This is a genomic window from Nonomuraea sp. 3N208 (genome assembly GCF_052245935.1).
Taxonomy (GTDB): Bacteria; Actinomycetota; Actinomycetes; order Streptosporangiales; family Streptosporangiaceae; genus Nonomuraea.
On sequence record NZ_JBQQBR010000010.1, the window covers coordinates 96,294 to 120,259 of the forward strand.

At 69.2% G+C, this 23,966-nt stretch carries 21 protein-coding genes; 7 read left to right on the forward strand and 14 right to left on the reverse strand.

Translation table 11 applies throughout. The features are described from left to right. Window positions 1–67: 67 nt before the first annotated feature. Window positions 68–277, reverse strand: a complete 210-nt coding sequence (locus ACTWPT_RS17215; protein ID WP_127934196.1) for a ubiquitin-like protein Pup — start codon at window positions 275–277, stop codon at window positions 68–70. A gap of 147 nt (window positions 278–424) precedes the next feature. Between ACTWPT_RS17215 and ACTWPT_RS17220 the strand changes: the two genes are divergently transcribed. Then, window positions 425–832 (forward strand): hypothetical protein, encoded by a 408-nt coding sequence (locus tag ACTWPT_RS17220; protein WP_443178386.1) that lies wholly within the window; start codon window positions 425–427, stop codon window positions 830–832. 7 nt (window positions 833–839) lie between these two features. Here ACTWPT_RS17220 and dop read toward each other — a convergent pair whose 3' ends face one another. From dop to ACTWPT_RS17245, 5 genes are all read right to left on the reverse strand, one after another. After that, window positions 840–2,354 carry a depupylase/deamidase Dop gene (gene dop / locus ACTWPT_RS17225; RefSeq protein WP_443178387.1) on the reverse strand — a complete coding sequence of 505 codons (1,515 nt, stop codon included), beginning with the start codon at window positions 2,352–2,354 and terminating at the stop codon, window positions 840–842. An 86-nt stretch (window positions 2,355–2,440) separates the two neighbouring features. Then, a complete protein-coding gene (locus ACTWPT_RS17230; RefSeq protein ID WP_443178388.1) occupies window positions 2,441–3,538 on the reverse strand; it encodes an acyltransferase family protein in 1,098 nt (365 codons plus the stop codon). A 67-nt stretch (window positions 3,539–3,605) separates the two neighbouring features. Further along, complete coding sequence (locus tag ACTWPT_RS17235; RefSeq protein ID WP_443178389.1) at window positions 3,606–4,676, reverse strand: pyridoxal-phosphate dependent enzyme; 1,071 nt, start codon at window positions 4,674–4,676, stop codon at window positions 3,606–3,608. Window positions 4,677–4,796: 120 nt separating this feature from the next. Next, complete coding sequence (gene arc, locus ACTWPT_RS17240) at window positions 4,797–6,560, reverse strand: proteasome ATPase (RefSeq protein WP_443178390.1); 1,764 nt, start codon at window positions 6,558–6,560, stop codon at window positions 4,797–4,799. Window positions 6,561–6,764: 204 nt separating this feature from the next. Beyond that, window positions 6,765–7,616 (reverse strand): tRNA (adenine-N1)-methyltransferase, encoded by an 852-nt coding sequence (locus tag ACTWPT_RS17245; protein WP_443178391.1) that lies wholly within the window; start codon window positions 7,614–7,616, stop codon window positions 6,765–6,767. Window positions 7,617–7,671: 55 nt separating this feature from the next. Here ACTWPT_RS17245 and ACTWPT_RS17250 point away from each other — a divergent pair, with 55 nt between their 5' ends. From ACTWPT_RS17250 to ACTWPT_RS17260, 3 genes are all read left to right on the forward strand, one after another. Then, window positions 7,672–8,763: a GNAT family N-acetyltransferase gene (locus ACTWPT_RS17250; protein WP_443178392.1), complete on the forward strand. Its 1,092-nt coding sequence runs from the start codon at window positions 7,672–7,674 to the stop codon at window positions 8,761–8,763. A gap of 210 nt (window positions 8,764–8,973) precedes the next feature. Continuing rightward, window positions 8,974–9,471 carry a hypothetical protein gene (locus ACTWPT_RS17255; RefSeq protein WP_443178393.1) on the forward strand — a complete coding sequence of 166 codons (498 nt, stop codon included), beginning with the start codon at window positions 8,974–8,976 and terminating at the stop codon, window positions 9,469–9,471. Between the two features lie 377 nt (window positions 9,472–9,848). Then, a complete protein-coding gene (locus ACTWPT_RS17260) occupies window positions 9,849–10,679 on the forward strand; it encodes an SDR family oxidoreductase (protein WP_443178394.1) in 831 nt (276 codons plus the stop codon). A 464-nt stretch (window positions 10,680–11,143) separates the two neighbouring features. On the opposite strand, the gene ACTWPT_RS17265 is transcribed toward ACTWPT_RS17260, so the two are convergent. Together ACTWPT_RS17265 and ACTWPT_RS17270 are read right to left on the reverse strand one after the other, a co-directional pair. Next, window positions 11,144–12,694, reverse strand: a complete 1,551-nt coding sequence (locus tag ACTWPT_RS17265; protein ID WP_443178395.1) for an FHA domain-containing protein — start codon at window positions 12,692–12,694, stop codon at window positions 11,144–11,146. A gap of 353 nt (window positions 12,695–13,047) precedes the next feature. Beyond that, window positions 13,048–14,184 (reverse strand): site-2 protease family protein, encoded by a 1,137-nt coding sequence (locus ACTWPT_RS17270; RefSeq protein WP_443178396.1) that lies wholly within the window; start codon window positions 14,182–14,184, stop codon window positions 13,048–13,050. Window positions 14,185–14,339: 155 nt separating this feature from the next. On the opposite strand from ACTWPT_RS17270, the gene ACTWPT_RS17275 reads away from it, so the two are divergent. The 3 genes from ACTWPT_RS17275 (at window position 14,340) to ACTWPT_RS17285 (ending at window position 17,240) form a co-directional block, all read left to right on the forward strand. Further along, window positions 14,340–15,200, forward strand: coding sequence for a RecB family exonuclease (locus ACTWPT_RS17275; RefSeq protein WP_443178397.1), 861 nt, complete (start codon window positions 14,340–14,342; stop codon window positions 15,198–15,200). 184 nt (window positions 15,201–15,384) lie between these two features. After that, window positions 15,385–16,560, forward strand: a complete 1,176-nt coding sequence (locus tag ACTWPT_RS17280) for a sensor histidine kinase (protein WP_443178398.1) — start codon at window positions 15,385–15,387, stop codon at window positions 16,558–16,560. Further along, window positions 16,557–17,240 (forward strand): response regulator, encoded by a 684-nt coding sequence (locus tag ACTWPT_RS17285; RefSeq protein WP_443178399.1) that lies wholly within the window; start codon window positions 16,557–16,559, stop codon window positions 17,238–17,240. The genes ACTWPT_RS17280 and ACTWPT_RS17285 overlap by 4 nt, the downstream gene beginning before the upstream one ends. A 13-nt stretch (window positions 17,241–17,253) precedes the next feature. On the opposite strand, the gene ACTWPT_RS17290 is transcribed toward ACTWPT_RS17285, so the two are convergent. The 6 genes from ACTWPT_RS17290 to ACTWPT_RS17315 all read right to left on the reverse strand — a co-directional run bounded on the left by ACTWPT_RS17290 (window position 17,254) and on the right by ACTWPT_RS17315 (window position 23,916). Further along, on the reverse strand, window positions 17,254–18,273 hold the full coding sequence (locus ACTWPT_RS17290; RefSeq protein ID WP_443178400.1) for an ABC transporter ATP-binding protein: 1,020 nt from the start codon (window positions 18,271–18,273) through the stop codon (window positions 17,254–17,256). Continuing rightward, window positions 18,270–19,295: an ABC transporter ATP-binding protein gene (locus ACTWPT_RS17295; RefSeq protein ID WP_443178401.1), complete on the reverse strand. Its 1,026-nt coding sequence runs from the start codon at window positions 19,293–19,295 to the stop codon at window positions 18,270–18,272. The genes ACTWPT_RS17290 and ACTWPT_RS17295 overlap by 4 nt, the downstream gene beginning before the upstream one ends. Beyond that, entirely contained in the window at window positions 19,292–20,305 is a 1,014-nt protein-coding gene (locus ACTWPT_RS17300; RefSeq protein ID WP_443178402.1) for an ABC transporter permease, read from the reverse strand. Before ACTWPT_RS17300 ends, ACTWPT_RS17295 begins: the two co-directional genes overlap by 4 nt. Window positions 20,306–20,392: 87 nt before the next feature. Beyond that, window positions 20,393–22,156, reverse strand: a complete 1,764-nt coding sequence (locus ACTWPT_RS17305) for an ABC transporter substrate-binding protein (RefSeq protein WP_443178403.1) — start codon at window positions 22,154–22,156, stop codon at window positions 20,393–20,395. A gap of 47 nt (window positions 22,157–22,203) precedes the next feature. Beyond that, entirely contained in the window at window positions 22,204–23,196 is a 993-nt protein-coding gene (locus tag ACTWPT_RS17310; protein WP_443178404.1) for an ABC transporter permease, read from the reverse strand. Window positions 23,197–23,421: 225 nt separating this feature from the next. After that, a complete protein-coding gene (locus ACTWPT_RS17315; protein ID WP_443178405.1) occupies window positions 23,422–23,916 on the reverse strand; it encodes a cellulose synthase in 495 nt (164 codons plus the stop codon). Window positions 23,917–23,966: the final 50 nt, after the last annotated feature.

A 23,966-nucleotide genomic window follows, 5' to 3' on the forward strand; every position in this document is an offset into this window, starting at 1 on the left:
TCCGGGCACCGCTTTACTCCGTCCGGCGTTTCCACCCGATTCACCCCTTTCGTCTGTCCGTTTTGCCCTACTCTCCGCCCTTCTGGACGTAAGAGCGCACGAATTCCTCTGCGTTCTCTTCGAGAACTTCGTCTATTTCGTCCAGAATCGAGTCGACATCGTCAGTGAGCTTCTCCTGCCGCTCCTGAACGTCAGACGCCTCCGCAGCCTGGGTCTCCTCGACCTCGGCCTCGCGCCGCCCGGTCTGCTTCTGACCGCCGGTGTCCTTGGTAGCCATGTCCTACCTCCACTTGGGGGACTGCCTCTAAGGCATATCTTCCCCGAACCAGCCGACATTTCGCGCCGATCGCCCAGCGATCTTGTCCGCTTGACTAGATAGCCCTCCTATCCAATACTGGGATGCCGTACCCACAAGGAGGTTGAGATGTCCCCTTCGTCTCTGAGCACCGCAGGTGTGCTCCTCATCACAGTCCCCGGAGTGGCCTTCGGCGGCATCACGTTGCTCAAGTTCCTCATGCGTAACGTCCCTGGCTATCTGGACAACCCGGTCCGCCGCAGCCTGTGGCGGGCCGGCCACGCGCATGCGGGCGTTCTGGTCCTGTTCAGCCTGGTGGCGATGCTGTACGTGGACCAGGCGAGCCTGTCAGAGGGCGTGACGGCGCTGACGCGCACACTGATCGTGGCGGCGCCCATCTTGATGCCGCTGGGCTTCTTCCTGTCGGTGGTGCGCCCGAGTGACACGAAGCCGAGCAGGCTGATCTGGTTGACGTTCGCCGGCGGTGCGTGCCTGGCGGTGGGCACGCTGACGCTGGGGATCGGCCTGCTGCTCTGAGTGAGGGTCAGTCTCCGCCGGTGAGCGCGGCGACGAGGTCGGCGGCGGTCCTGCACCGGTCGAACAGCTCACCGACGTGGGCCTTCGTCCCGCGCAGCGGCTCCAGCGTCGGGACCCGCTGCAGCGATTCGCGGCCGGGGATGTCGAAGATGACGGAGTCCCAGGATGCGGCGGCGACGGATTCGCTGTATTGGCTCAGGCACCGGCCGCGGAAGTAGGCGCGGGTGTCGGCCGGAGGGCTTTCCACGGCGCGCTGGACTTCGTCTTCGGTGACGAGGCGTTGCATGCGGCCGCGGGCGACGAGGCGGTTGTAGAGGCCTCTGTCGGGCCGGATGTCGGAGTATTGGAGGTCGACGAGCTGGAGTCTGGGGTGTGACCAGGCGAGGCCGTCGCGGCTGCGGTAGCCCTCGAGGAGTTCGAGTTTGGCGACCCAGTCGAGTTCGTGGGCGAGCTGCATGGGGTCTTCGGCGAGGCGGGTGAGGACGGATTCCCAGCGGTCGAGGATGTCCTTGTTCATCTCGTCTTGGGCGGTGCCGCGCTCTTCGACGTACTTGCGAGCCTGCTCCAGGTACTCCATCTGGAGCTGGATGGCGGTGAGCTTGCGTCCGTCGCGCATGGGGATCTCGTACTTACAGCTGGGGTCGTGGGAGACGGCCCTGAGTGCCTGCACGGGGCTTTCGACGGCGAGGTCGCGGGTGAGGAAGCCTTCTTCGATCATCGCGAGCACGAGCGCGGTGGAGCCGAGCTTGAGGTAGGTGGAGATCTCGGACATGTTGGCGTCGCCGATGATCACGTGGAGTCGCCGGTATTTCTCGGGGTCGGCGTGGGGCTCGTCGCGCGTGTTGATGATGGGCCGCTTCAACGTGGTCTCAAGCCCGACCTCGACCTCGAAGAAGTCGGCCCGCTGGCTGATCTGGAAGCCTTCGCCGCGGGAGTCCTGGCCGATGCCGACTTTGCCGGCGCCGACGACGACTTGGCGGGAGACGAAGAAGGGGGTGAGGTGGCGGACGATGTCGGCGAAGGGGGTGGCGCGCCGCATGAGGTAGTTCTCGTGGCAGCCGTAGGAGGCGCCTTTGGCGTCGGTGTTGTTCTTGTAGAGCTGGATGGGCGCGTTGGAGGGGATGGCGGAGGCGCGGGTGGCGGCGTCGTACATGACGCGTTCTCCGGCTTTGTCCCAGATGACGGCGGCGCGGGGGTTGGTGCATTCGGGCGAGGAGTATTCGGGGTGGGCGTGGTCGACGTAGAGGCGGGCGCCGTTGGTGAGGATGACGTTGGCGAGTCCGAGGTCCTCGTCGGTGAGCTGGCTTTGGTCGGCGACCTCTCTGGCCAGGTCGAAGCCGCGTGCGTCGCGCAGCGGGTTTTCTTCTTCGAAGTCCCATCGTGCCCTGCGCGCGCGGGCCGCCGAGGCGGCCAGGTAGGCGTTCACGACCTGTGAGGAGGTCACCATCGCGTTGGCGCCTGGCTGGCCGGGTACGGAGATGCCGTACTCGGTCTCGATGCCCATCACCCGACGCACCGTCATGCAACACCCTCTGTTCGTCCGGGTCTGTCTATCCGCCGTTTATATGCCCGAGCCTATGCCCTTCACAGTGCCCCAGGGCCACAGAGTTATGGCACCGACGCCTTTTCCACCTGTACGACCGGAGCTGATGGGGTTTGTGTGGGTCTGCGGGGCTTGAGTAGCCGCTGGATGGGGCGTTCGGCAAAGGAGTAGACCAGATACGAGAGCAGGACGGCCGTCAGCGTGGCGATGACGGCGACGGCCCAGGGGGGCAGGTCGCCGGTGAGCGCGGGGATGAGGGCGACGGCGACGACACCATGGAACAGGTAAAGAGGGTATGTCGTGCCTCCGAGCGCGGTGAGCGTTTTGGAGGATTTGAGGCGTAGGACGCCGAGCGCGGCGAGGGCCATCACCGCGAAGATCACGGTGATGGTGATGATGACGCTGGCATCGGTGACCGGCATGTTCTTGAACCCGGCGGCGTCGATGCGCCGGTGCACGCGGGCGAGCGCGGAGTCGATCGACATGGCGTATCCGGCGGCGACGTAGAGCCAGGGCAGCCAGGAACTGCCGTGTTTGCGTACGAGATACAGGCTCATGCCGGCGACGAAGTAGGGGGCGTAGTCCGGCATGACGATCTCGTCGAGGACGGGGTTGTCGAGAATCCCGGTGTGCCCGAGCACTTTGACGGCCAGGGCGGCGGCCAGCCAGAGGCCGGCGAACGCCAGCACGCGGCCGTACGTGACGCCGATGATCACGAGGATGGCCATCAGCAGGTAGAAGCGGAGTTCGGCCCACAGCGACCAGTAGACGGGGCTGGCATCGGTGATCTTGAACAACCGCTGGAACATGGTGGCGTTCAGCAGGTATTCGCCTGGTGAAAGTTTTGGGTCGAGCGCCTTGGCGCCGGTGAGCCCGTAGAGGGCGGCTACGGCGCCGAGGCTGAGCCAGTACGCGGGGTAGAGGCGGACGAGCCGGGACCGGGCGAACGCGCCGAGGCCGCGTCCCCAGACGCTCATGAGGATGACGAACCCGCTGATGATGAAGAACAACTCGACGCCGAGGATGCCGAGCCCGGCGAACGGGGCGAGCGCGGGGAACAGCTCGGCGGGCCGGTCGCCCCAGACGGAGGCGTACGCGACCAGGTAGTGGAAGGCGACGACGGCCAGGGCGGCGACGAAGCGCAGGAGGTCGAGTTCGGCCAACCGGCCGTCCTCCCGAGCGTGTTTGGGCCGGTTGGGGGCATGCACGCCATCTTTGACGGAAATTGTGTCACTTTGGTTCCACCGGTCCCTCAGTTCCCACTACCAACACCCGGGAGGTGGAGTCGAGGCCGAGGGCGGCGCGACCTGAGGGGCTGAGCGCGACCAGACCTGCGGCTCCGGCGGCGCCGCAGGCGGACAGGGCGACGCCGTGGCCGGCGAGCAGCCGGACGGCGGCCTCGGCGTCGTCGTCGGTGATGGTCATGTAGAGGTCGGCGAGGCGGGTCAGGAGGCGGTGGGCGATGAGGGAGGGTTCGCGGCAGTCGAGCCTGCCGAGATCGGTGTGGGAGCCCGGGACGCGGAGGGGGCGGCCGGCGCGGGCGCTCTCGATCAGGCAGGGCGCGCCTTCCGGCTCCACAACGATGATCTTCGGTTGCTCGCCCCAGCGGTCGCGGATGTATCCGGCGGCCGCGGCGGCCAGCCCGCCGACGCCCGCCTGTACGAACACGTGGGTGGGCGCCTCCCAAGGCGCGCCCGCGCCCGGCGGGACGTGACCCGTGCCTGGCCATGGCCCGGCGAGTTCGTCGAACAGGACCGTGTAGCCGCGCATGACGTCGAGCGGCACCTCGGTGTAGCCCTCCCACGAACTGTCGGCGACGAGCCGCCACCCGTGCTCGTGCGCGGCCCGCTGCGCGGCGGCCATGGCGGCCTCGTAGTCGTCGCCGTCGCGCCGCACCTCGGCGCCGAGCACGCGCAGCCGCCGCGCGAACGCCTCGGGGACGTCGTGGCCGAGGTAGACGGCGCACGGCACACCGGCCTCGCGCGCGCCGTACGCGACGGAGATGCCGTGGTTGCCGGCGCTGGCACAGAGGACCGGGGTGCCGCCGCCGTGCCGCTGGGCGAGCAGGTGGACGGCGTAGGCGCCGCCGAGGGCTTTGAAGCTGCCGAGCCCCATGCGGCCGCTCTCGTCCTTGACGTGGACGGCCCGCGTGCCCGCCAGGCCGGGCAGGGTGTGGACGGGCGTGGGCCGGTAGGCGGGGTGCCGGTCGAAGTGGGCGCGGGCCTGGCGGGTGTGCGCGGCCCCGATGAGTTCGCGCTCCCGCGCGGTGTAGGGGGCGCGTCCGGGGTTGAGGTACTCCATGATCGCCATGCTAGGAGCCGGCGGTCAGGGTGTGTTCGCGCCACGGCGCCGGGCATGCCTGTCGGCCGTGCCGCACACGAGAACGGGAGGGCCGCCCGGCCCTCCCGTTCTTCGGTGGTGTTACAGGTATTGGCCGGTGTTGGCGACGGTGTCGATGGACCGGCCGGCCTCGGTGCCCTGCTTGCCGGAGACGAGCGTGCGGATGTAGACGATCCGCTCGCCCTTCTTGCCGGAGATGCGGGCCCAGTCGTCCGGGTTGGTGGTGTTGGGCAGGTCCTCGTTCTCGGAGAACTCGTCCACGCAGGCCGTGAGCAGGTGCTGCACCCGCAGGCCCTTCTGGCCGCTTTCGAGGAACTGCTTGATGGCCATCTTCTTGCCCCGGTCGACGATGTTCTGGATCATCGCTCCGGAGTTGAAGTCCTTGAAGTAGAGGACTTCCTTGTCGCCGTTGGCGTAGGTCACCTCGAGGAAGCGGTTTTCCTCGCTCTCGGTGTACATGCGCTCGACGACGCTCTGGATCATGCCGCCGATCGTCGCCTCGCGGGAGTCGCTGTGCTCCGACAGGTCCTCGGGGTGCAGCGGCAGGTCGGCGACGAGGTACTTGGAGAAGATGTCCTTGGCCGCCTCGGCGTCCGGCCGCTCGATCTTGATCTTGACGTCCAGGCGGCCGGGCCGCAGGATCGCCGGGTCGATCATGTCCTCGCGGTTGGAGGCGCCGATGACGATGACGTTCTCCAGGCCCTCGACGCCGTCGATCTCCGACAGCAGCTGGGGGACGATGGTGTTCTCGACGTCGGACGACACGCCGGAGCCGCGGGTGCGGAAGATCGAGTCCATCTCGTCGAAGAACACGATCACCGGGGTGCCCTCGGAAGCCTTCTCCCTGGCGCGCTGGAAGACCAGGCGGATGTGCCGCTCGGTCTCGCCGACGTACTTGTTGAGCAGTTCCGGGCCCTTGATGTTGAGGAAGAAGCTCTTGCCTGACTGGCCGGTCTTCTCCGCGACCTGCTTGGCCAGGGAGTTGGCGACGGCCTTGGCGATGAGCGTCTTGCCACAGCCGGGCGGCCCGTACAGCAGCACGCCCTTGGGGGGCCGCAGCTTGTGCTCGCGGAACAGATCGGCGTGCAGGTAGGGCAGCTCGATGGCGTCCCTGATCTGCTCGATCTGCCTGCTGAGGCCGCCGATCTCCTCGTAGGAGATGTCGGGGACCTCTTCGAGCACGAGCTCTTCGACTTCGGACTTGGGTATGCGCTCGTAGACGTAGCCGGAGCGAGGTTCGAGCAGGAGCGAGTCGCCGGCCCTGATGGGCTGGCCGACCAGCGATTCGGCCAGACGCACGACGCGTTCTTCGTCGGCGTGCGAGATGACCAGGGCCCGCTTGCCCTCGTCGAGCAGTTCTTTGAGCATCACGATCTCGCCGACCTCTTCGTAGCCGAGTGCTTCGACCACGTTGAGCGCCTCGTTGAGCATGACCTCCTGGCCACGCCGCAGCGAGTCGATGTCGACGGCAGGGCTGACGTTCACCCGCAGCTTGCGGCCGCCGGTGAACACCTCGATCGTGCCGTCTTCTCTGGCCTCGAGGAAGGTGCCGAAGCCGGATGGCGGCTGCGCCAGCCGGTCGACCTCCTCCTTGAGAGCGACGATTTGGTCCCTGGCCTCCTTGAGTGTGGCCACCAGGCGTTCGTTCTGGCCGGTCACGGCCGCGAGGTTCGCCTGTGCCTCATGGAGACGCTCTTCGAGGACCCTGGCCTGACGGGGTGACTCGGCCAGCTTCCGCCTCAGCGCGGTGATCTCCTCCTGGAGGAAGGAGACCTGTGTTGAAAGATCAGCGACCTCCCGTTCGCGCTGCGCGGCTCGAGCCTCAGCATCATCGCGAGCTGCCACGCCCCGTCACCTCCTTCCCAGTCGAGGGCGACTACTTAGGACCTTACCTATCTCGGGCCCCTCCGTAACCTGGCCGGGCAGTGTTCGTAGAGTGACATTCAGTGTTCGGTGAATAATCCCCAATAGTGCGTTTAATACTCCCAGCATAGGAACACGGCAATCTGTTCCCGTGTCACGCACGAACGCACCCTCGTGGCCAAATTGTCATAGTTCTTCAGTGGTCCCCTTCGGTCGACGGCGTCGCGGCGGGGGCGTCACGCCGTCCGCCATGCGGCGGGCGGTGACGAGGAAGCCCGTGTGGCCGATCATCCGATGATCGGGTCTTACCGCGAGCCCTTCGACATGCCAGTCGCGAATCAGGGTCTCCCACGCATGCGGCTCGGTGAAACACCCGTGATCGCGGATGGCCTCGACGGTTTTGGACATCTGTGTGGTCGTGGCCACGTAACAGCAGATCACGCCGCCCGGGGTGAGCGCCTTGGCGGCGGCGTCGACGCACTCCCACGGGGCGAGCATGTCGAGGATGACGCGGTCGACGTCGACCTCGTCGATGGAGTGGACCAGGTCGCCGACGACCAGCCGCCAGTTGTCGTCCATGGGCCCGCCGAAGAACTTCTCGACGTTCTTTCGGGCCACGTCGGCGAACTCCTCACGCCGCTCGTACGAGGTCACGTGCCCGTCGGGGCCGACGGCGCGCAGCAGGAAGCAGGTCAGCGCGCCCGAGCCGACCCCGGCCTCGATCACCCGGGCGCCGGGGAAGATGTCGGCCATGCCGACGATCATCGAGGCGTCCTTGGGGTAGATGACGGCCGCGCCGCGCGGCATGGCGAGCGTGTAGTCCTGCAGCAGGTGGCGGAAGGCGAGGTAGGCGGTGCCGCCGGAGGAGCGCACGACGGAGCCCTCAGGCTGCCCGATCAGGTCGCTGTGCGGGATGGCGCCCTTGTGGGTGTGGAAGACGCCGTCCTGCTTCAACGTGATCGTGTGGCGCTTGTTCTTGGGGTCGGTGAGCTGTACCTGATCCCCCGCCTGGAAAGGCCCATGCCTGCGGAAACCCATGGCGGCAAGGTTATAGGGCTTTCGAGCACGTCCGGACGCGCGATATCTATGGGGGATGCTCCCGCGTGACGTGATCTCCTCCGGACCCCTGATCCTGCGGCCTCCCGTGGAGGGCGACACCGAGGGGATCGTCAAGACCTGCGGCGATCCGGTGACGGCCTGGTTCTTGCCGGCGCTGCCGTCGCCGTACGCGGTGGAGGACGCGCGCGACTACTTCGCGATGGCGGCGGCCAAGTGGGAGGCCGGCGGCGCGGAGTTCGCGATCAGCGAGAACGGCCAGTACGTCGGCTCCGTCGGCGTCCGGCCGCCGGACCCCTGGGGCGTGGCCGAGATCGGCTACGTGGTGGCGCCGTGGGCGCGGGGCAAGGACGTGGCCTCAACGGCGGCCAGGGCGGTCACCGACTGGGTGTTCGACCACGGGATCCGCCGGGTCGAGCTGCAGACGGCGGTGGAGAACGTGGCGAGCCTGCGGGTGGCGTACAAGAGCGGCTTCCGCGAGGAGGGGCGCAGGAGGGATGCCAAGTCGATGCGCGACGGCCGGTACGTCGACCTGGTGACCTTCGCCAGGCTGAAGGGCGACGTGGTGGGGGCCGCGGAGCCGTACCTGCCGTTCTTCGAGGACGGGCGGCTGTCCGACGGCGTGGTGCGGCTGGAGCCGCTGGCGGCCGGGGACGCCGCGGACTTCCACCGGATGGTGACCGAGCCGAGCGTGGCGGCCTATTCGATGATGCCGCCGAGCACGATGGAGGACGACGAGCGGCGCTGCCGCTACACCGGCTACTGGTGGGTGTCGGGGCAACGGATCGAGCTGGCCATCAGGGACGCGGCCTCTGGGGCGTTCGCGGGGCATGTGCAGCTGACGCAGGTGCTGCCGGCACTGGGGCAGGCGATGATCGGCTATTCGCTGGTGCCGGACTTCCGGGGCAAGGGGTTCATGACGCGGGCGGTCAACCTGCTGGTGGACTGGGCGTTCGCGCACACGGCGCTGCACCGGATCGTGGCCGGGACCGAGTCGGGGAACGTGGCCTCGCACCGGGTGCTGGAACGCACCGGGTTCCAAAGGGAGGGCGTGCACCGGGAGTTGTTCCCGAAGGCGGACGGCGGGCGGGTGGACGACGTGGCGTGGGCGCGGCTGCGCTCGTCGTAGACGTGCCGTGGGCCCGGCCGCGACCAGTCGCGGCGGCTCTCCTGGCCGGCCATACGGCGGGTCCCGCCCAGGGACCGAAAGGGGAAAAATTCGGATTTCCTGTTGAGGGCTAGTCAAGGGCCCCATCGGGGGTGATAGTCGGGACACCCGCACTCGAGTCGCGCGACCGGGCCGCGCGATCTCGCCGCCTCCGCTTGAGGGATCACCGCGATGCCGTACAACCGTGTCGATGTCGCCATGCGTGAACTCGTCGCCGACTTCTCCTGTCTGCAGGCCGATGACCTCGTCGAGCGGCTGGCGCGCACTGCCGCCGCCATCGCGGGCACGGCCTACGCGGGGTTCGTACGGGTGGACCCGCTGCGGCGGGAGGCGCTGCCCGTCCACGTGCACGCCCCTCCCGGGGATCCGCTGCGGGTGGGCCGCTGGCTGACGGAATCAGGGGTGCTCAAGGAGCTGGCGGTGTCGGCGGGTACGCTGCGGCTGGCCCGTGACGCGGCCGTGGGCGAGCCGGGGTTCCTGGCCACTCCGGTGCCGGTGATGGCGCGGGAGCACACGTTCGTGTGGGTCGCGGGGCGCGGGTTCGGGGACGCGGACGAGCACCTGCTGGGCCGGTTCGCGACGGCGGCGGCGCGGGCGCTCGAGGCGGCCAGCGGGCTGGAGGCGGCGGTACGCATGCTGCGGGGCATCCGGGCCTTCCGGCCGGCGTAGCGTTGGGGTCGTCCGGATGGCCGGGAAAGGGGTGGCCGGTTGCCGGGCGGTAATGCGCCGGTAATGCGAGTATGAGGTCGTTTCAATCGACCACATTTTCCGATGATTTTTCGGTTATTTGGCGATTTCTCTACGCTGGTCGGAACATTTACTGGGACGGCGGAATATGCCCCGCGCCGCTCCCCCTGTGCCGCGTCCCCGCGGCGGCGAGCCCCTGGATCCCGGGGGTCCCGGCCCTTGGTCCGGCCGACCATCGGCCTCCGTCAGGTTTCCGGTCACTGTGCGGGCACCCAAGCCGGATATGTCGTATTTGTGTGTAGATGGGCTGACGAAACAGGCTGTTCTACGGGGGCGGCAATGACGGAAGGTGGCGATTCATGCGGATTCTCATCGTGGGTGGGAGCGGCTTTCTCGGAGGCGAGCTCGTACGCTTGTGCGTGGCGTCGGGTCATGACGTGGGCGCGACGTACCTGACCCGGGCCGGAGAGCTCCCAAGGGTCGCGTGGCTGCCTCTGGACGTGCGCTCGCGTGCCGACGCCGCCTCCGTCGCCGGCGCGTTCGGGCCGGAGGTGACGATCAACGCGGCGTACCGGCAGCGGGACTGGACGGCCACGGCAGACGGCGCGGCGCACCTCGCCCTGGCCGTGGCGGCGGCTGGCGGGCGGCTGGTGCACGTCTCCAGCGACGCCGTCTTCTCGGGCTCCGCGCCCCGCTACGACGAGACGTGCGTGCCGGACCCGGTCAACCCGTACGGCGCCGCCAAGGCGGCCGCGGAGACGGCGGTGCGGGCCATCCTGCCCGGCGCCGCGATCGCCCGCACGTCCTTGATCATCGGGCGCGGCGGATCCCCGCACGAGGCGTTCGTGCGGAGGCTCGCCGCAGGGCGCGGGGACGGGGCTCTGTTCACAGACGATGTGAGGTGCCCGGTGCACGTCGCCGACCTCGCGGCGGCGCTCATGGAGTTGGCGGTCCGCGGGGACTCGGGCATGTGGCACCTGGCCGGCCCCGACGCGCTGAGCCGCCACGAGCTGGGGGTGCTGATCGCCCGCAGGGACGGCCTCGACGCCGGCCGCCTGCCCACCGGCCGCCGCGCCGACACGGCCCTGCCCGGGCCGTACGACGTCCGCCTGGACTGCACGGCGACACAACGCCGGCTCCGCACCCGCCTCCGCGGCGCCCGCGAATTCCTGACCCCACCCAGCTCCTGAGCGACCGCCCCACCAAGCGGGGAGGGCCCGCACCCCACCGGCCGCCTGCAGCACCTCCGCCGGCCACAGCCTGCACCATCACGGCCCTGCACCGGTGCCGGCGTCCTTCCCCAGGTCCCGCTGGTCCAGCGCCCGGGACCGCCCTCACAGCCCGCGGGCACCCCTGCCCTGGGCACCGCCGACCCGCCGCCTGTCCGCCTGCGCCAGGGCAGCGCCCACTCGTGCCTCCAGGCCGCGCAGACCCGTCTGCCTCTCGCCGAGCGCCGCACACTTCGGCCGCCGCTCTGACAGAGCCGGCGTTGCGCGCCAGGCCGCGAGCGCGTCCCGATCCCCAGCCCGGGTCTGGCCGCGGACGCGCGGCAGGTGCGAAGCCCACCACATCATCGCGGCCAGACATTGTGCCCGCACACGCACGAGTCCCCGGACCCATGGGCCCGGGGACTCGGTCGGCGTGACGGGCCGCCCTACCCTCGGTGCGCCTCGAAGCGGAGCGTACGGGAGACGCCCACGCGGACCGTGGTCCCCGGCGCGATGGTGACGGGCTCGTTCGGCGGGATGTCGTAGAAGTTGGGATCGCCGGGCGGCTGGATCTGGGTGCCGTTGACGGAGCCCAGGTCCACCAGGTTGACGTCCCACCCGTCCAGCGCCACCCGCAGGTGCCGCCGCGACACCGACCCGTCCGGGCTGGTCACCTTGGCGGGCCTGGCGGTGCCCCCGGCCACCTCGGGCGCCCGCTCTGGGTCGCGCCCGAGCAGGTAGTCGGTCTCCAGCGGCAGCGCGGTCCCGTCGTCCAGGATGAGGACGCCGAGCGAGGGGCGCGGACCCTTGTAGGGGACGAGCGTGCGCTGCACCAGGGCGATGCCGCAGACGGCGCAGTAGGGCACGCGGGGGTCGTTGAAGTGGTCGTTCTTGCAGTCGACCCCGTAGACGAGCGGGCGGTCGCCGTGCTCGGGCTGCTGCTGCTGCTGTTCCTGGGGCGGCGGCCCCGGGTGGTCGAAGTGGTCGGGCGGGCCGAGCAGGGGCGGCGGGGGCTGGTCGAAGTGCTCCGGCGGGCCCATGTGCTGCGGGACCTGCGGCTCGCCGACGCCGTTGCCGGAGGGCGGCTGCTCGTCGTAGGACGGGAACTGCTGCTGATCCGGCAGGGGCGGCGGCTGGTCTTGCTGCTGGTGGTAAGGAGGCTGGTCCTGCGGCGGCTGGTAGGGCGGCGGCTCGTGCGACGGCTGGTAGGGGGGCTGCTCTTGCGAACCCTGATAGTGAGGCTGCTCTTGCGGGCCTTGGTAGGGGGACTGCTCCTGGTGCGGCACGTACGGCGGCTGGGGCTGGTCCTGCGGCGGCTGGTAGGGCGGCGGCTGCTCCACGGCCGGGGGCGCGGGCTGCGGGCCAGAGGGCTGCCCCTGCAGGACCGGCGGCTGGTCGGCCAACGGGTACGGAGGCCGCTCGACCTGCTGCTGTGCGGCAGGCTGGATCAGGTCGGCCTCGAAGTGGAATGCCGTGGCCGGCATCTCGCTGGTCAGCGGCCGGGACGGAGCGGGCACGGACGGCTGGTCGGTGAGGTCGCCGACGAGGCCGCCGCCGTGGATCACGCCGCCCTCGAAGCGGACGGCTGGGTGGGGGCTGCCGGCTCCGGGCAGGCTCAGCTCGACGCGTTCGACGGTGCCGGTGACGAGCCGGTCGGCCCACGTCAAGGAGTCGCTGCCGGCCAGGCGCGTCTCGCCCGACGAAGTGCCGATGGTGGCCGACGCCGAGCCGCTGACCAGCACGGCCACGCCGCCGCTCACGGCGCCCGCGACGGCGCACGTGGCGGGGTCGCCGGCCATGTTGGCCGCAAGGACCTGCGCGGCGCGGCGGGCCAGCGCCCTGCCGTCACCGCCGGAGGCGGCCGTCTCGCGCAGCGCCTCGAGCAGGCTGTCGGCGGTGGCCTCGCCCGGGTCGCACACCAGCAGCAGCCCGCCCACGTAGGCGACCAGTCCATTTCCAGGAAGCGGACGCACCGTTCCGAAGCCGTGGTCGGTCATGCGTCCTCCCTCATGACGACCGTGCTGCGCTCATTGGTGCCCTCGCTGCGCTCGGTCACTCAACTCTCCTCCCCGGAAGCCGGCGATGTCACGGCACCCACACTGCTGTGCTGGCTTGCGGTGGCCCACCAGCCATACGCATACCCAGACGGCGAGGGCGTGTCGCTGCCCCCGTCGTCTCGATTCGGTGAACCGGTGGACCGCAACAAACCCCTTAACTGTGCAAGTTTGGCCAAACCGAACACTATCGGCCAGTCGTCGCATCGCAGAAATCGCCGGAGTCCAAACCGGCCCGCCCGAAACTGCTGGACACGACCCTATCCGGGGGCCGCCGCTTAAACGAGTGGGACAAATCAGACGCCGGTGAAAACCCGGTTCACATCGGCCGTGGTAAGCACTCCGTAGACCTCGCCGCCGCGTTCCACCAGCAGGTATTCGCTGCCCGGGGCCTCGCGCATGGCGTCGATGAGCGGCTCGCCGACCAGGTCGGCGTCGAGCACCATGGTGGGCTCGAGGGACTTGGCGAGGGAGGCGACGTTCACCCAGGGGCGGCGATGATCGGGAGTGGCCTGCACCGCGGCCTCGTTCACGATCGCCAGGGGCCGGCCGTCGTGGTCGACCACGACGAGGGCGCCCGCCCCGCGCTCGGCGGCCTGCCGCAGCGCTTCGGCCAGCGGCGTCTCCGCGGTCACGGGGATCGCCCTGCGGGCCAGGGCGCGCGCGTTGACCTTCGGGATCCTGGCCCTGATCTTGGCCACGCGCAGCGACTGGGTGGCGCCCATCCAGATGAAGGAGGCCAGCACCAGCGGCCACACGAGGTCGGTGAAGTCGATCTCCTGGCCGCCCGTGAGCGCGGTCGCGAGTGGGAACGCCACCAGCAGCACGGCCAGCACCCGCCCGCCCCAGGCGGCCACGATGGTGCCGGAGCCGGGGTTCCTGGTCAGCTTCCACACGCCGGCGCGCAGCATCCTGCCGCCGTCGAGCGGCAGGCCTGGCAGCAGGTTGAACACGCCGACGATGAGGTTGGCGAACCACAGCTGCCAGGTCAGCGCCTCGACGATGCCGCCGCCGTTGATCACGAAGACGTCGGCGGCCAGGCCCAGCCCGGCCAGCCCGAGGGACAGCGCCGGCCCGGCCGCGGCGATCGCGAACTCCTTGCCCGGCGTCGGCGGCTCCTTCTCGATCTCCGACACGCCGCCGAGGAGGTAGAGGGTGATCCTGCGCACCGGCAGGCCGTACCACTTGGCCAGGACGCTGTGCGCCAGCTCGTGCAGCAGCACCGAGACGTACAGCAGCACCGCGAACAAGAACGCCACCGCGTACGCGGCGGTGCTGTCGAGCTCGGGCAGCATGTATTGCATCCGCGGCCCGAACATCACAGTGATGAAGGCCGCCACGAGGAACCACGTCCACGAGACGTATACCGGAATGCCGAATGGCCTCCCCATCCGGATGCCGGAGAACTCCTGCCGCGGGGTCTGCTCGCTCACCGCACTCCTTGAACGTCCTTGCCGCCGGGGTCCCGCAATATCGCGGTCTTCCCGCCGGTACGTGGTGTCGCTGCCCTTGATGCTACGCGCCGCGGCACGTGAACCTCGTTTCGCGGGAGCCTATTCTGTCGGGGCCTTGACCTAGAGTGCGGTGCATGACATTGACCGAGCCGGTGATCATTGGAGCTCTCTCCCCGTCCCGGGCGGGCGATTTCATGACCTGTCCCCTGCTCTATCGCTTCCGGGTGATCGACCAGCTGCCGGAGAGACCCTCGCAGGCGGCGGTGCGCGGCACGGTGGTCCACGCGGTCCTGGAGCGGCTCTACGACCTGCCCGCGCCGCGCCGCTCCGTGCAGGCGGCGCTGGAGCTGCTGGAGCCGCAGTGGACGCGGCTGCTGGCGGAGGACCCGCAATACGCGGAGATGTTCGCCGACGACGCCGAGCAGAGCGAGTGGCTGACGCAGGCCCGCGGCATGCTGGAGCGCTACTTCACGCTGGAGGACCCGACGCGGCTGGAGCCGGCCGAGCGCGAGCTCTACGTGGAGGCGGTCTTGGACGGTGGGCTGATGCTGCGGGGCTACGTCGACCGGCTCGATGTGGCGCCGACCGGCGAGGTCCGGGTGGTCGACTACAAGACCGGCAGCGCGCCGGGGCCGGACTTCGAGGCCAAGGCGCTGTTCCAGATGAAGTTCTACGCGCTGGTGCTGTGGCGGCTGCGCGGGCAGGTGCCGCGGCTGCTGCAGCTGGTCTACCTGGGCGGGGCCGGCGAGGTGCTGCGGTACGCGCCGGACGAGGGCGACCTGCTGGCCACCGAGCGCAAGGTGATGGCGTTGTGGGCGGCGATCGCGCGGTCGATGGAGACCGGCGAGTGGCGGGCCCGGCGCAGCCGGCTGTGCGACTGGTGCGACCATCAGGCGCTGTGCCCGGAGTTCGGCGGCAACCCTCCCCCGGTCCCCGACCGCCGGCCCGGCGACACGGTCCGCAGCAGCCGCCGCTCGGCCACCGACGAGCTGTGACGGCCGAGGCGCTCACCCAGCGTGGGGCCACGCCCGACACGGCACCCAGAGCCGACGGGACGCCGCCCCGAATCAGCGGAGCGTCCCACTGGAGCGGGTGACGGGCATCGGCGAGGAGGTGTAGGCCGGGTAATCCTCCCGAGGGAGGAGGTTATGGGCTTTCACCTGGTCTTACAGTGAAGCCGTGCACATCGACCGAACCAGGCTCCACGACACGGTCCTAGCCGGGGTGGTGGCCGTCGCGTCGGTCGTGCTGTTCATGACCTACGACCCCGACCGGCTCGCAGCCGACGGCCTGCCGGTGGAGGGCCTGCGTCCCCCAGACGCGCTCGGGATGGCGCTGGTGGTGCTGGCGTGCGTGCCGGTGGCGGTCCGCCGGCGGTGGCCGCTGGCGGCCCTGTGTGCGGGCCTGGCGGCGGAGGCGGTGGCGACGGCGTCCGGGTACGGCAACGGCGTGCCGGGCCTGGCCGGGCTGGTGCTGCTGTACTCCGTGGCCTCGCATCGGGGCCTGGCGATGGCGCTGGCCGGGCTGGCGGTGTCGTTGGCTGCTTACGCCTTCGGGGCGGCGGCGGGCCCGGTCAGCGCGACGAGCTGGACCGACCATGTGATGGTCCTGGTGGTGCTGGTGGCGGTGTGGGGTGCGGGCCGGAGCCTGCGGTTGCGCCGGGCGTACCTGGAGGAGCTGAAGGACCGGGCGTCCAGGCTGGAGCGGGCGCACGAGGCCGACACGCGGGCCGCCCGCGCCGAGGAGCGCTCCAGGATCGCCCGCGAGCTGCACGACGTGGTCGCCCACCACGTCAGCGTGATGATCGTGCAAGCGGCGGCGGCGCGCCGGGTGCTGGCCTCCGATCAGGAGCTGGCGGGCGAGGCGCTGTCGACGATCGAGCAGACGGGCCGGATGGCGATGGCGGAGATGCGCAACATCGTGGGCGTGCTGCGTACCGACGCCAGGGCCGAGCTGGGCCCGCAGCCGGGCGTGCAGGACCTGCCCGCGCTTGTGGAGCAGATGCGGGAGGCGGGTCTGCCGACGCGGCTGCTGGTGGAGGGCGAGTCGCGGCCGCTGCCCGCGGGGGTGGACCTGGCCGCCTACCGGCTGGTCCAGGAGGGGCTCACGAACAGCCTGCGGCACGCGGGGGCGGGTGCGGAGGCGGTGGTGACCGTCCGGCACAAACCGCGAGAGCTGGACGTACGGGTGGAGGACGACGGAAAGGGCGCGCCGGATCCGCCCATAAGGTCAGGGCATGGTCTGGTCGGCATTCGCGAACGGGTGGCACTCTATGGTGGAATCCTGAGCATCGGTCCGTTGCCGGGGGGCGGTTTCGAGGTGCGGGCGACGTTCCCGTTGAAGGACGGACAATGACGATCAGAGTGCTGCTGGTGGACGATCAGCCGCTGCTACGCACGGGGTTCCGCCTGATCCTGGAGGCCGAGCCCGACCTCACGGTGGTGGGGCAGGCCGGGGACGGCAAGGCCGCCATGGAGCAGACAAGGGCGCTGCTGCCCGACGTGGTGCTCATGGACATCCGGATGCCGGGGATCGACGGCATCGAGGCGACCCGCAGGATCGTCAGGGAGGCGGCGCCGGCGGCGCACGTGCCGAAGGTGCTGGTGCTGACGACGTTCGACCTGGACGAGTACATCGTGGAGGCGTTGCGCTCGGGCGCGTCCGGGTTCCTGCTGAAGGACGTGCCGCCGGACGAGCTGGTGCAGGCGATCCGGGTGGTGGCGGCCGGCGACGCGATCGTGGCGCCGAGCGTGACCAGGCGGCTGCTGGACCGGTTCGCGTCGCGGCTGCCGTCGGCGTACGAGCAGGCCGCGCCGGCGCGGCTGGACCGGCTGACCGAGCGGGAGCTGGAGGTGCTGCGGCTGATCGCCAAGGGCATGTCCAACGCGGAGATCGCGGCCAAGCTCGTGGTGAGCGAGACGACGGTCAAGACGCACGTCGGCAACGTGCTGACCAAGCTGGGGCTGCGGGACCGCGTGCAGGCGGTGGTGCTGGCCTACGAGACGGGGCTGATCACCCCGGGCGCGTTGTCCTGAGCCCCAGCCGGGTTCACTTCGCGGCGGGGGTCTCCTTGGCGACCTCCGGGGCGTTCTCCGGGAAGTGGCAGGCGACGCGGTGGCCGCTGGCCAGCTCCTCCAGCGGCGGCTCGACCGTTCTGCAGATCTCCTGCGCCTTCCAGCAGCGGGTGTGGAAGCGGCAGGCGGGCGGCGGGTTGAGCGGGCTGGGCACGTCGCCGGCCAGCCGGATGCGCTCGCGGTCCTTGCGGACCTTCGGGTCGGGCACGGGCACGGCCGACAGCAGCGCGTTGGTGTACGGGTGCATGGGCGAGTTGTAGAGCCGCTTGCGCTCGGCGATCTCGACGATCTTGCCCAGGTACATGACGGCGACCCGGTCGCTGATGTGGCGCACCACTGACAGGTCGTGGGCGATCACGACATAGGTGAGGTCGAGCTCGTTCTGCAGGTCCTCCAGCAGGTTGACGACCTGGGCCTGGATGGACACGTCGAGCGCGGAGACCGGCTCGTCGGCGATGATGAGCTTGGGCTTGAGCGCGAGCGTGCGGGCGATGCCGATGCGCTGCCGCTGGCCGCCGGAGAACTCGTGCGGGTATCGGTTGTAGTGCTCGGGGTTGAGCCCGACGAGCTCCAGGATGTCCTGGACGGCCTTCTTGACGCCGTGCTCGGTTTTGACGCCCTGGATGCGGAACGGGGCGCCGACGATGGCGCCGACCGTGTGGCGGGGGTTGAGCGACGAGTACGGGTCCTGGAAGATCATCTGCATGTCACGGCGGAGCGGGCGGAGCCGGCCCTGGCCCATGTGCGTGATGTCCTGGCCCTCGAAGACGACCTTGCCGGCAGTGGGCTCGAGCAGCCTGGTGACCAGCCGGCCCGTCGTGGACTTGCCGCAGCCCGACTCGCCCACCAGGCCGAGCGTCTCGCCCTTGAACACGTCGAAGCTGATCCCGTCGACCGCCTTGACCGCGCCGACCTGCCTTTTGAACAGGCCCTTCGTCACGGGGAAGTGCTTCTCCACGTTCTGCACGGAAAGAAGCAGCTCGGTTTCACTCACTGGGTCTCCAGCACTGGCTTGATCTCGGTCTCCCACAGGGTCCGCCGTTCGGTCCTGCTCATGTGGCAGCGCACCAGATGACCGCCCTCGGTCTCGGCCAGCGCGGGCACTTCCGTGTCGGCCCTGCCGTCGGTGCGCTCGGCGAACGGGCAGCGGGGATGGAAGGCGCACCCGGGCGGCACGTTGATCAGCGACGGCGGGGAGCCCTTGATCGGCAGCAGCCGTTCGGTGGGCTCGCGGTCGAGGCGGGGCATGGAGCCCAGCAGGCCCCAGGTGTAGGGATGCTCGGGACGGTAGAAGATGTCGTCGGCGGAGCCGTACTCGACGCACTTGCCGCCGTACATGACGAGGATGTCGTCGGACACCTGGGCCACCACGCCCAGGTCGTGGGTGATGATGATGAGCGCGGAGTTGAACTCGCGCTGCAGGTCGACCATGAGGTCGAGGATCTGGGCCTGCACGGTCACGTCGAGCGCGGTGGTCGGCTCGTCTGCGATGAGCAGCTCGGGGTCGCACGACAGCGCCATCGCGATCATGGCGCGCTGCCGCATGCCGCCGGAGAACTCGTGCGGGTAGCTGTCGACGCGCCTGGCCGGCTCGGGGATGCCGACGCGGCCGAGCATGTCGATGGCGTGCTTGCGGGCCACCTGCTTGGTGACCTTGTGGTGGATGCGGTAGGCCTCGATGATCTGGTGGCCGACCGTGTAGAAGGGGTGCATCGACGACAGCGGATCCTGGAAGATCATCGCCATCTTCTTGCCGCGCAGCCCGCGCACGTGCTCGGCGGAGGCGCCGATGAGCTCCTCGCCGTCGAGCCAGATCTCGCCGGAGAGCCTGGCACGGCCGCCCTTGTGCAGGCCGAGCACGCCGAGGCTGGTCACGCTCTTGCCGGAGCCGGACTCGCCCACGATGCCGAGCGTCTTGCCGCGCTCGACGCCGAACGACAGCCCGTCGACGGACTTGACCAGACCGTCGTCGGTCGGGAAGTGGATCTTCAGATCCTTGACGTCAAGGAAGCTCATGACAACCTCACCCTCGGGTCGACCACGGCGTAGAGCATGTCGACGACCAGGCTCGCGATCACAACGAACAGCGCGGCCATGAGGACGACGCCCATGACCTGCGGCAGGTCCTGGTTCCTGATGGCCAGGATGGCGTACTGGCCGAGCCCGGGCAGAGTATAGGTGGTCTCGGTGAGCACGGCGCCGCCGATGAGCAGGCCGAAGTCGATGCCGAAGAGGGTGAGGACCGGCGTCAGCGCGGCGCGCAGGCCGTGTTTGACGATGACCTCGCGCTCACGCAGGCCCTTGGCGCGGGCGGTGCGGATGTAGTCCTCCCCCATGGTCTCGAGCATCCCCGCCCGGGTGAGCCTGGCGTAGCCGGCCGCGAACAGGAACGCCAGCGTGATCCACGGCAGCAGCAGGTCGTAGGCCCACAGCGCCGGGTTCTGGGTGAAGGGGACATAGGCGCCGCCGGGCGCGGTCCAGCCCAGGCCGTAGCTGAAGATGACCAGGGTGATCATGCCGGTGAAGAAGATGGGCAGCGACACGCCGGCCAGCGCGGTGCCCATCGACAGGCGGTCGAAGAAGCTGCCGCGGCGCAGCGCGGACAGCACGCCCACGCCGATGCCGACCGCGACCCAGATGAGGGCGGCGCCGATGGCCAGGGAGATGGTCACCGGCAGGCGGTCGATCAGGTCCGGCCAGACGGGCTGGCCGGTGATGAAGGAATAGCCGAAGCACGGTGCGGGACACTGCTCGACCCCCGCGCCGTAGTCGTACTCGGCGCCGAAGACGAGGCTCTTGAGGAACCGGCCGTACTGCACGACCACCGGGTCGTAGAAGCCGAGCTTCTGGGCGACCAGGTGCACCGTCTCCGGTGTGGCCGCGCGGCCCACGTACCGCGAGGCGAGGGCCTCCGGCGTGGCCCCGGCCCACTGGGGCACGATGTAGAAGATGCCGAACGTGACCATGCTGATCACGATGAGCATCGCGATCGCGCCGATCAGCCGTCTGATGATGTATGTGAGCACCGCTACCGGCCGAGCGGCCCGGCCCGTCGCCGGGCCAGGCCGCTCCCGCCTTCACCTTCCTTCGTTAGATCCCCGAAGCTCGCCTGGTCACTGGACGCCGAGCATGACGTAGTCGTACGCCTGCTGGCCCTCGTTGTAGGCGATGTTCGTCACGCCCTGGCCGCGCAGGAGCAGGGCCTTGGCCCAGACCACGGGCAGGATGGAGGCGTCCTCCATGACCTTCTTGTCCACGTCGACCCAGAGCTTCTCGCGGGCCGTGGCGTCGAGTTCCGCCGAGGCCTGGTCGATCAGCTTGTCCACCTCAGGGTTCTTGACGCTGAGGTTGTAGTTGCCCGCCGCGCGAATGGTGCGGCCGTCGACGATGGCCTGCAGGAAGCCGTAGCCGTCGGGCCAGTCCGAGCCCCAGCCGTGGGCGGCCAGGCCGATGCCGTTCTTCTTGACGTACTCGACGTTGCCGGCGTAGTCGGAGAAGTAGCTGGAAGCCGGGAAGCCCTTGAGCGTGAGCTTGATGCCGACCTTGTCCAGCGCCTGCTGCATCGCCTCGGCCAGCGCCTTCTCGCGCGGCCGGTCGGAGCGGAAGGACATGGTCGTGGCGAAGCCGTTGGGCTGGCCGCAGGCCGCGAGGGCCTCCTTGGCCTTGGTCACGTCGCCCTTGTTCTCCGGCGTCTGGTACAGGTCGAACTTCTGCTGGCCCTTGATGGGCGGCGGCATGACGTTCGTGGCGATTTCGCCGCCGGCGACGGGGCCGCCGAAGGCGGTCTGGTTGGCGACGCGGTCCGCGGCCCACATGACGGCCTTGCGGCAGTCGAGGTTGTCCAGCGGCTTGGTGTCGGGGATGACCGACACGAACCACAGACGCTGCAGGACCGGGTTGTCCGTACGGGCCTTCATCGCCGGGTCGGGCAGGACCTTGCCCAGCGCGGCGGGCTGCAGGCCGGTGCCCGGGACGTCCAGGTGGATGTTGCCGGACATGAGCTGGTTGTCCAGGTCGTCGGCGTTGACGTTGAGCTGGACCTCGATGCGGTCGGGCAGCGCCGGACGGTTGGGGTCGGTCGCCGCGTCCCACTGGTCGTTGCGCACCAGCGCCAGGCTCTTGCCGGCCTGGACGCTCTCGAACTTGTAAGGACCGGAGGAGATCACGTGCTCGCGGTACTTCGCGCCGGTGTCCTTGGCCTTGGGCACCGGGGCCGTCATCGGCATCTGGACGATGTAGTCCATCGACGCGAACGGCTTGGTCAGGTGGAAGACGACCGTGGTGTCGTCCGTCGCCTCGACGGCCGACTTGTAGTCGACGTCGGGGGTCTTGTAGACGCCCTTGAAGTCCTTCGGCCAGGCCAGCAGCTCGTTGAGGTAGGAGGGGCCGTGCGTGAAGGTCTCCTTGTCGAACGACCTGCCCACCGCGTACGCCACGTCCTGGGCGGTGATCGGCGAGCCGTCCTCGTACTTCAGACCACTCTTGATCTTGTATGTCCAGGTCTTGCCGTCGGCGCTCGGCTGGCCGAGTCCCTCGGCCAGGTCGGGCACCACGGTGGCGCCCTCGGGCCCCGGTCCCGGCTTGTACATCGTCAGCGTCCGCCAGTAGAGGCGGCCGAAGTTGAAGGAGTAGCCGTAGTAAGTGTCGGCCGGGTCCAGGCTGTCCCAGTCGGAGGAGTGCGCGGCCTTGAGCGTGCCTCCCTTCTTGCTGGAAGCGTTGAACACCTGGGTCAGCGCCACGTTCGCCGCGGGTTGCGCGGCGCCGCCGGCGGTGGCCGACTGGGCCGGCTGCTGCTGGCCGCCACCTCCGCCACAGGCGGAGAGCACCAAGGCGAGCGCCGCTGTCGCGGCTGCCGCCAGTGCGGATTTCCTTCTCATTGACTAACCCCTTGTTGGTGAGATGGGGGATGGAGCGTTGGCGAAGGTCAATGCGCGCGCGGGTCGAAGGCGTCCCTCAGCCCGTCGCCGAACAGGTTGAACGCCAGAACCGTGACGAAGATCGCCAGGCCCGGGAAGAGCACGAAGTGCGGGAGTGTATAGAAACGCACCGCCTCCGAGAGCATGCCGCCCCACGTCGGGGTGGGCGGGTTGATGCCGACTCCCAGGAACGAGAGCGCGGCCTCGAACAGGATGTTGGTCGGAATGAGCAGGGTCGCGTAGACCAGGATCGGCGCCATCAGGTTGGGCAGGACCTCGCGGAACAGGATGTAGCCGTGGCGTGCCCCGAGGCTGCGCGCGGCGTCGACGAACTCCCGCTCCCGCAGCGACAGGGTCTGCCCGCGCACGATGCGGCCGATGCTGGGCCAGCTGAAGAACCCGATGATGAAGACGAGCATCGCCACACGCAGCCCGTTGCCCTCCAGACCGAACCCCTTGTCAGGGACGACACCGGCGAGCGCGATCGCGAAGACCAGCAGCGGGAAGGCGAGGAAGACGTCCATGATCCGGCCGATCACCTGGTCGACCCAGCCGCCGAAGTAGCCCGCCAGGACGCCCAGGACCGTGCCGATGAGCACGGACACGAGGGTGGCGAGGAAGCCGATCAGCAGCGAGATCCCCGCGCCGGCGACGATGCGGCTGAAGATGTCGCGGCCGTTGACCGGCTCGACACCGAGCAGGTATTCGCTGCTCACGCCGCCGAAGGTGCCCTTGGGCAGGAGCGTGTTCTGGTCGATCGCGTCCTGGTGGAACTCCAGCGGCGGGTGCCCGAGAGCGGCGATGATCGGCGAGGAGAAGATCGACACCAGGATCAGGAAGACGACGAAGATCCCGCCGGCGAGCGCGACCTTGTCCCGCCTCAACCGCATCCAGGCGATCCCGGTGAGCGACCGGCCCTGGATGGCCTTGCCCGCTCCCGCGAGCACCGACTCCGGATGCGCTTCTGCTGCGGAACCGGAAACGTCTAGCGGCGCGGTCATGCGAAATTGCCCCCTGCATCCAGACGACGCTGTCTATTAGAGATGACTTTAGACCGCGAGTCGCGACCTCAGGAGGCAGAATCTATGGCCTGAGCTGCTGTGACCAGTCCCTCGGGCTGCTATGTGGCTAATCTGTGATTGATGCGAAACTCATTCGTATCGATCTTGAACGGAATGTCTGGGGCACGTCCCGTTTCAGTCTCAGAACTGTGACACAAGCCGGATTCAGCCGATACCACGGCGTTTGAGAAGTTCCTCGATGTCCGAAAAGTCGTCGTCGCTCTTGGCCGGCTTCGGGGCGCTCACGGCGGGCTGAGGCTTGGATGCGGCGGCCGACTTGTTCGCTGAAGGCTTAACGGACTGTTGCGCTGGAGTGTCAGAAGCGGACTTCTTCCTGCCCGCGGCCAGCCTCCTGCCGCGCAGGACCCCGGACACGACGAACAGCACCACCGACAGCCCCGTGACCGCCACGCCGGCCCAGACCAGCGGGTTGAGCACCAGCCCGGTGACGAACCCCACCAGGGTCGTGCCGATGGTCCACAGCGCCTGCAACGCGCCGGTCAGGTAGGCCGCCATGGGCAACAGTGCCCATGCCGCCACCCGCATCCCCGAAGCCGCACCCCTGCGGCGGAACGCCAGGAAGCTGAACACCAGCCCGGCGACCGTCGCACCGGCACACAGTGGCAGCCAAAGCGAAGCAAGCTGGTTGAACATGTCCATTGTGCCGCCCCCTCAATGTGTGGCTCGTTACTCCATCCTGGCACGCGAAC

Coding starts and splice junctions, on each gene's coding strand:
- ACTWPT_RS17305 (WP_443178403.1), bottom strand. CDS start 22,156: ATGAGAAGGAAATCCGCACTGGCGGCAGCCGCGACAGCGGCGCTCGCC.
- ACTWPT_RS17220 (WP_443178386.1), top strand. CDS start 425: ATGTCCCCTTCGTCTCTGAGCACCGCAGGTGTGCTCCTCATCACAGTC.
- ACTWPT_RS17250 (WP_443178392.1), top strand. CDS start 7,672: ATGCTCCCGCGTGACGTGATCTCCTCCGGACCCCTGATCCTGCGGCCT.
- ACTWPT_RS17295 (WP_443178401.1), bottom strand. CDS start 19,295: ATGAGCTTCCTTGACGTCAAGGATCTGAAGATCCACTTCCCGACCGAC.
- ACTWPT_RS17275 (WP_443178397.1), top strand. CDS start 14,340: ATGACATTGACCGAGCCGGTGATCATTGGAGCTCTCTCCCCGTCCCGG.
- ACTWPT_RS17260 (WP_443178394.1), top strand. CDS start 9,849: ATGCGGATTCTCATCGTGGGTGGGAGCGGCTTTCTCGGAGGCGAGCTC.
- ACTWPT_RS17245 (WP_443178391.1), bottom strand. CDS start 7,616: ATGGGTTTCCGCAGGCATGGGCCTTTCCAGGCGGGGGATCAGGTACAG.
- ACTWPT_RS17315 (WP_443178405.1), bottom strand. CDS start 23,916: ATGGACATGTTCAACCAGCTTGCTTCGCTTTGGCTGCCACTGTGTGCC.
- ACTWPT_RS17265 (WP_443178395.1), bottom strand. CDS start 12,694: ATGACCGACCACGGCTTCGGAACGGTGCGTCCGCTTCCTGGAAATGGA.
- ACTWPT_RS17235 (WP_443178389.1), bottom strand. CDS start 4,676: ATGGAGTACCTCAACCCCGGACGCGCCCCCTACACCGCGCGGGAGCGC.
- dop (WP_443178387.1), bottom strand. CDS start 2,354: ATGACGGTGCGTCGGGTGATGGGCATCGAGACCGAGTACGGCATCTCC.
- ACTWPT_RS17255 (WP_443178393.1), top strand. CDS start 8,974: ATGCCGTACAACCGTGTCGATGTCGCCATGCGTGAACTCGTCGCCGAC.
- ACTWPT_RS17310 (WP_443178404.1), bottom strand. CDS start 23,196: ATGACCGCGCCGCTAGACGTTTCCGGTTCCGCAGCAGAAGCGCATCCG.
- ACTWPT_RS17285 (WP_443178399.1), top strand. CDS start 16,557: ATGACGATCAGAGTGCTGCTGGTGGACGATCAGCCGCTGCTACGCACG.
- ACTWPT_RS17215 (WP_127934196.1), bottom strand. CDS start 277: ATGGCTACCAAGGACACCGGCGGTCAGAAGCAGACCGGGCGGCGCGAG.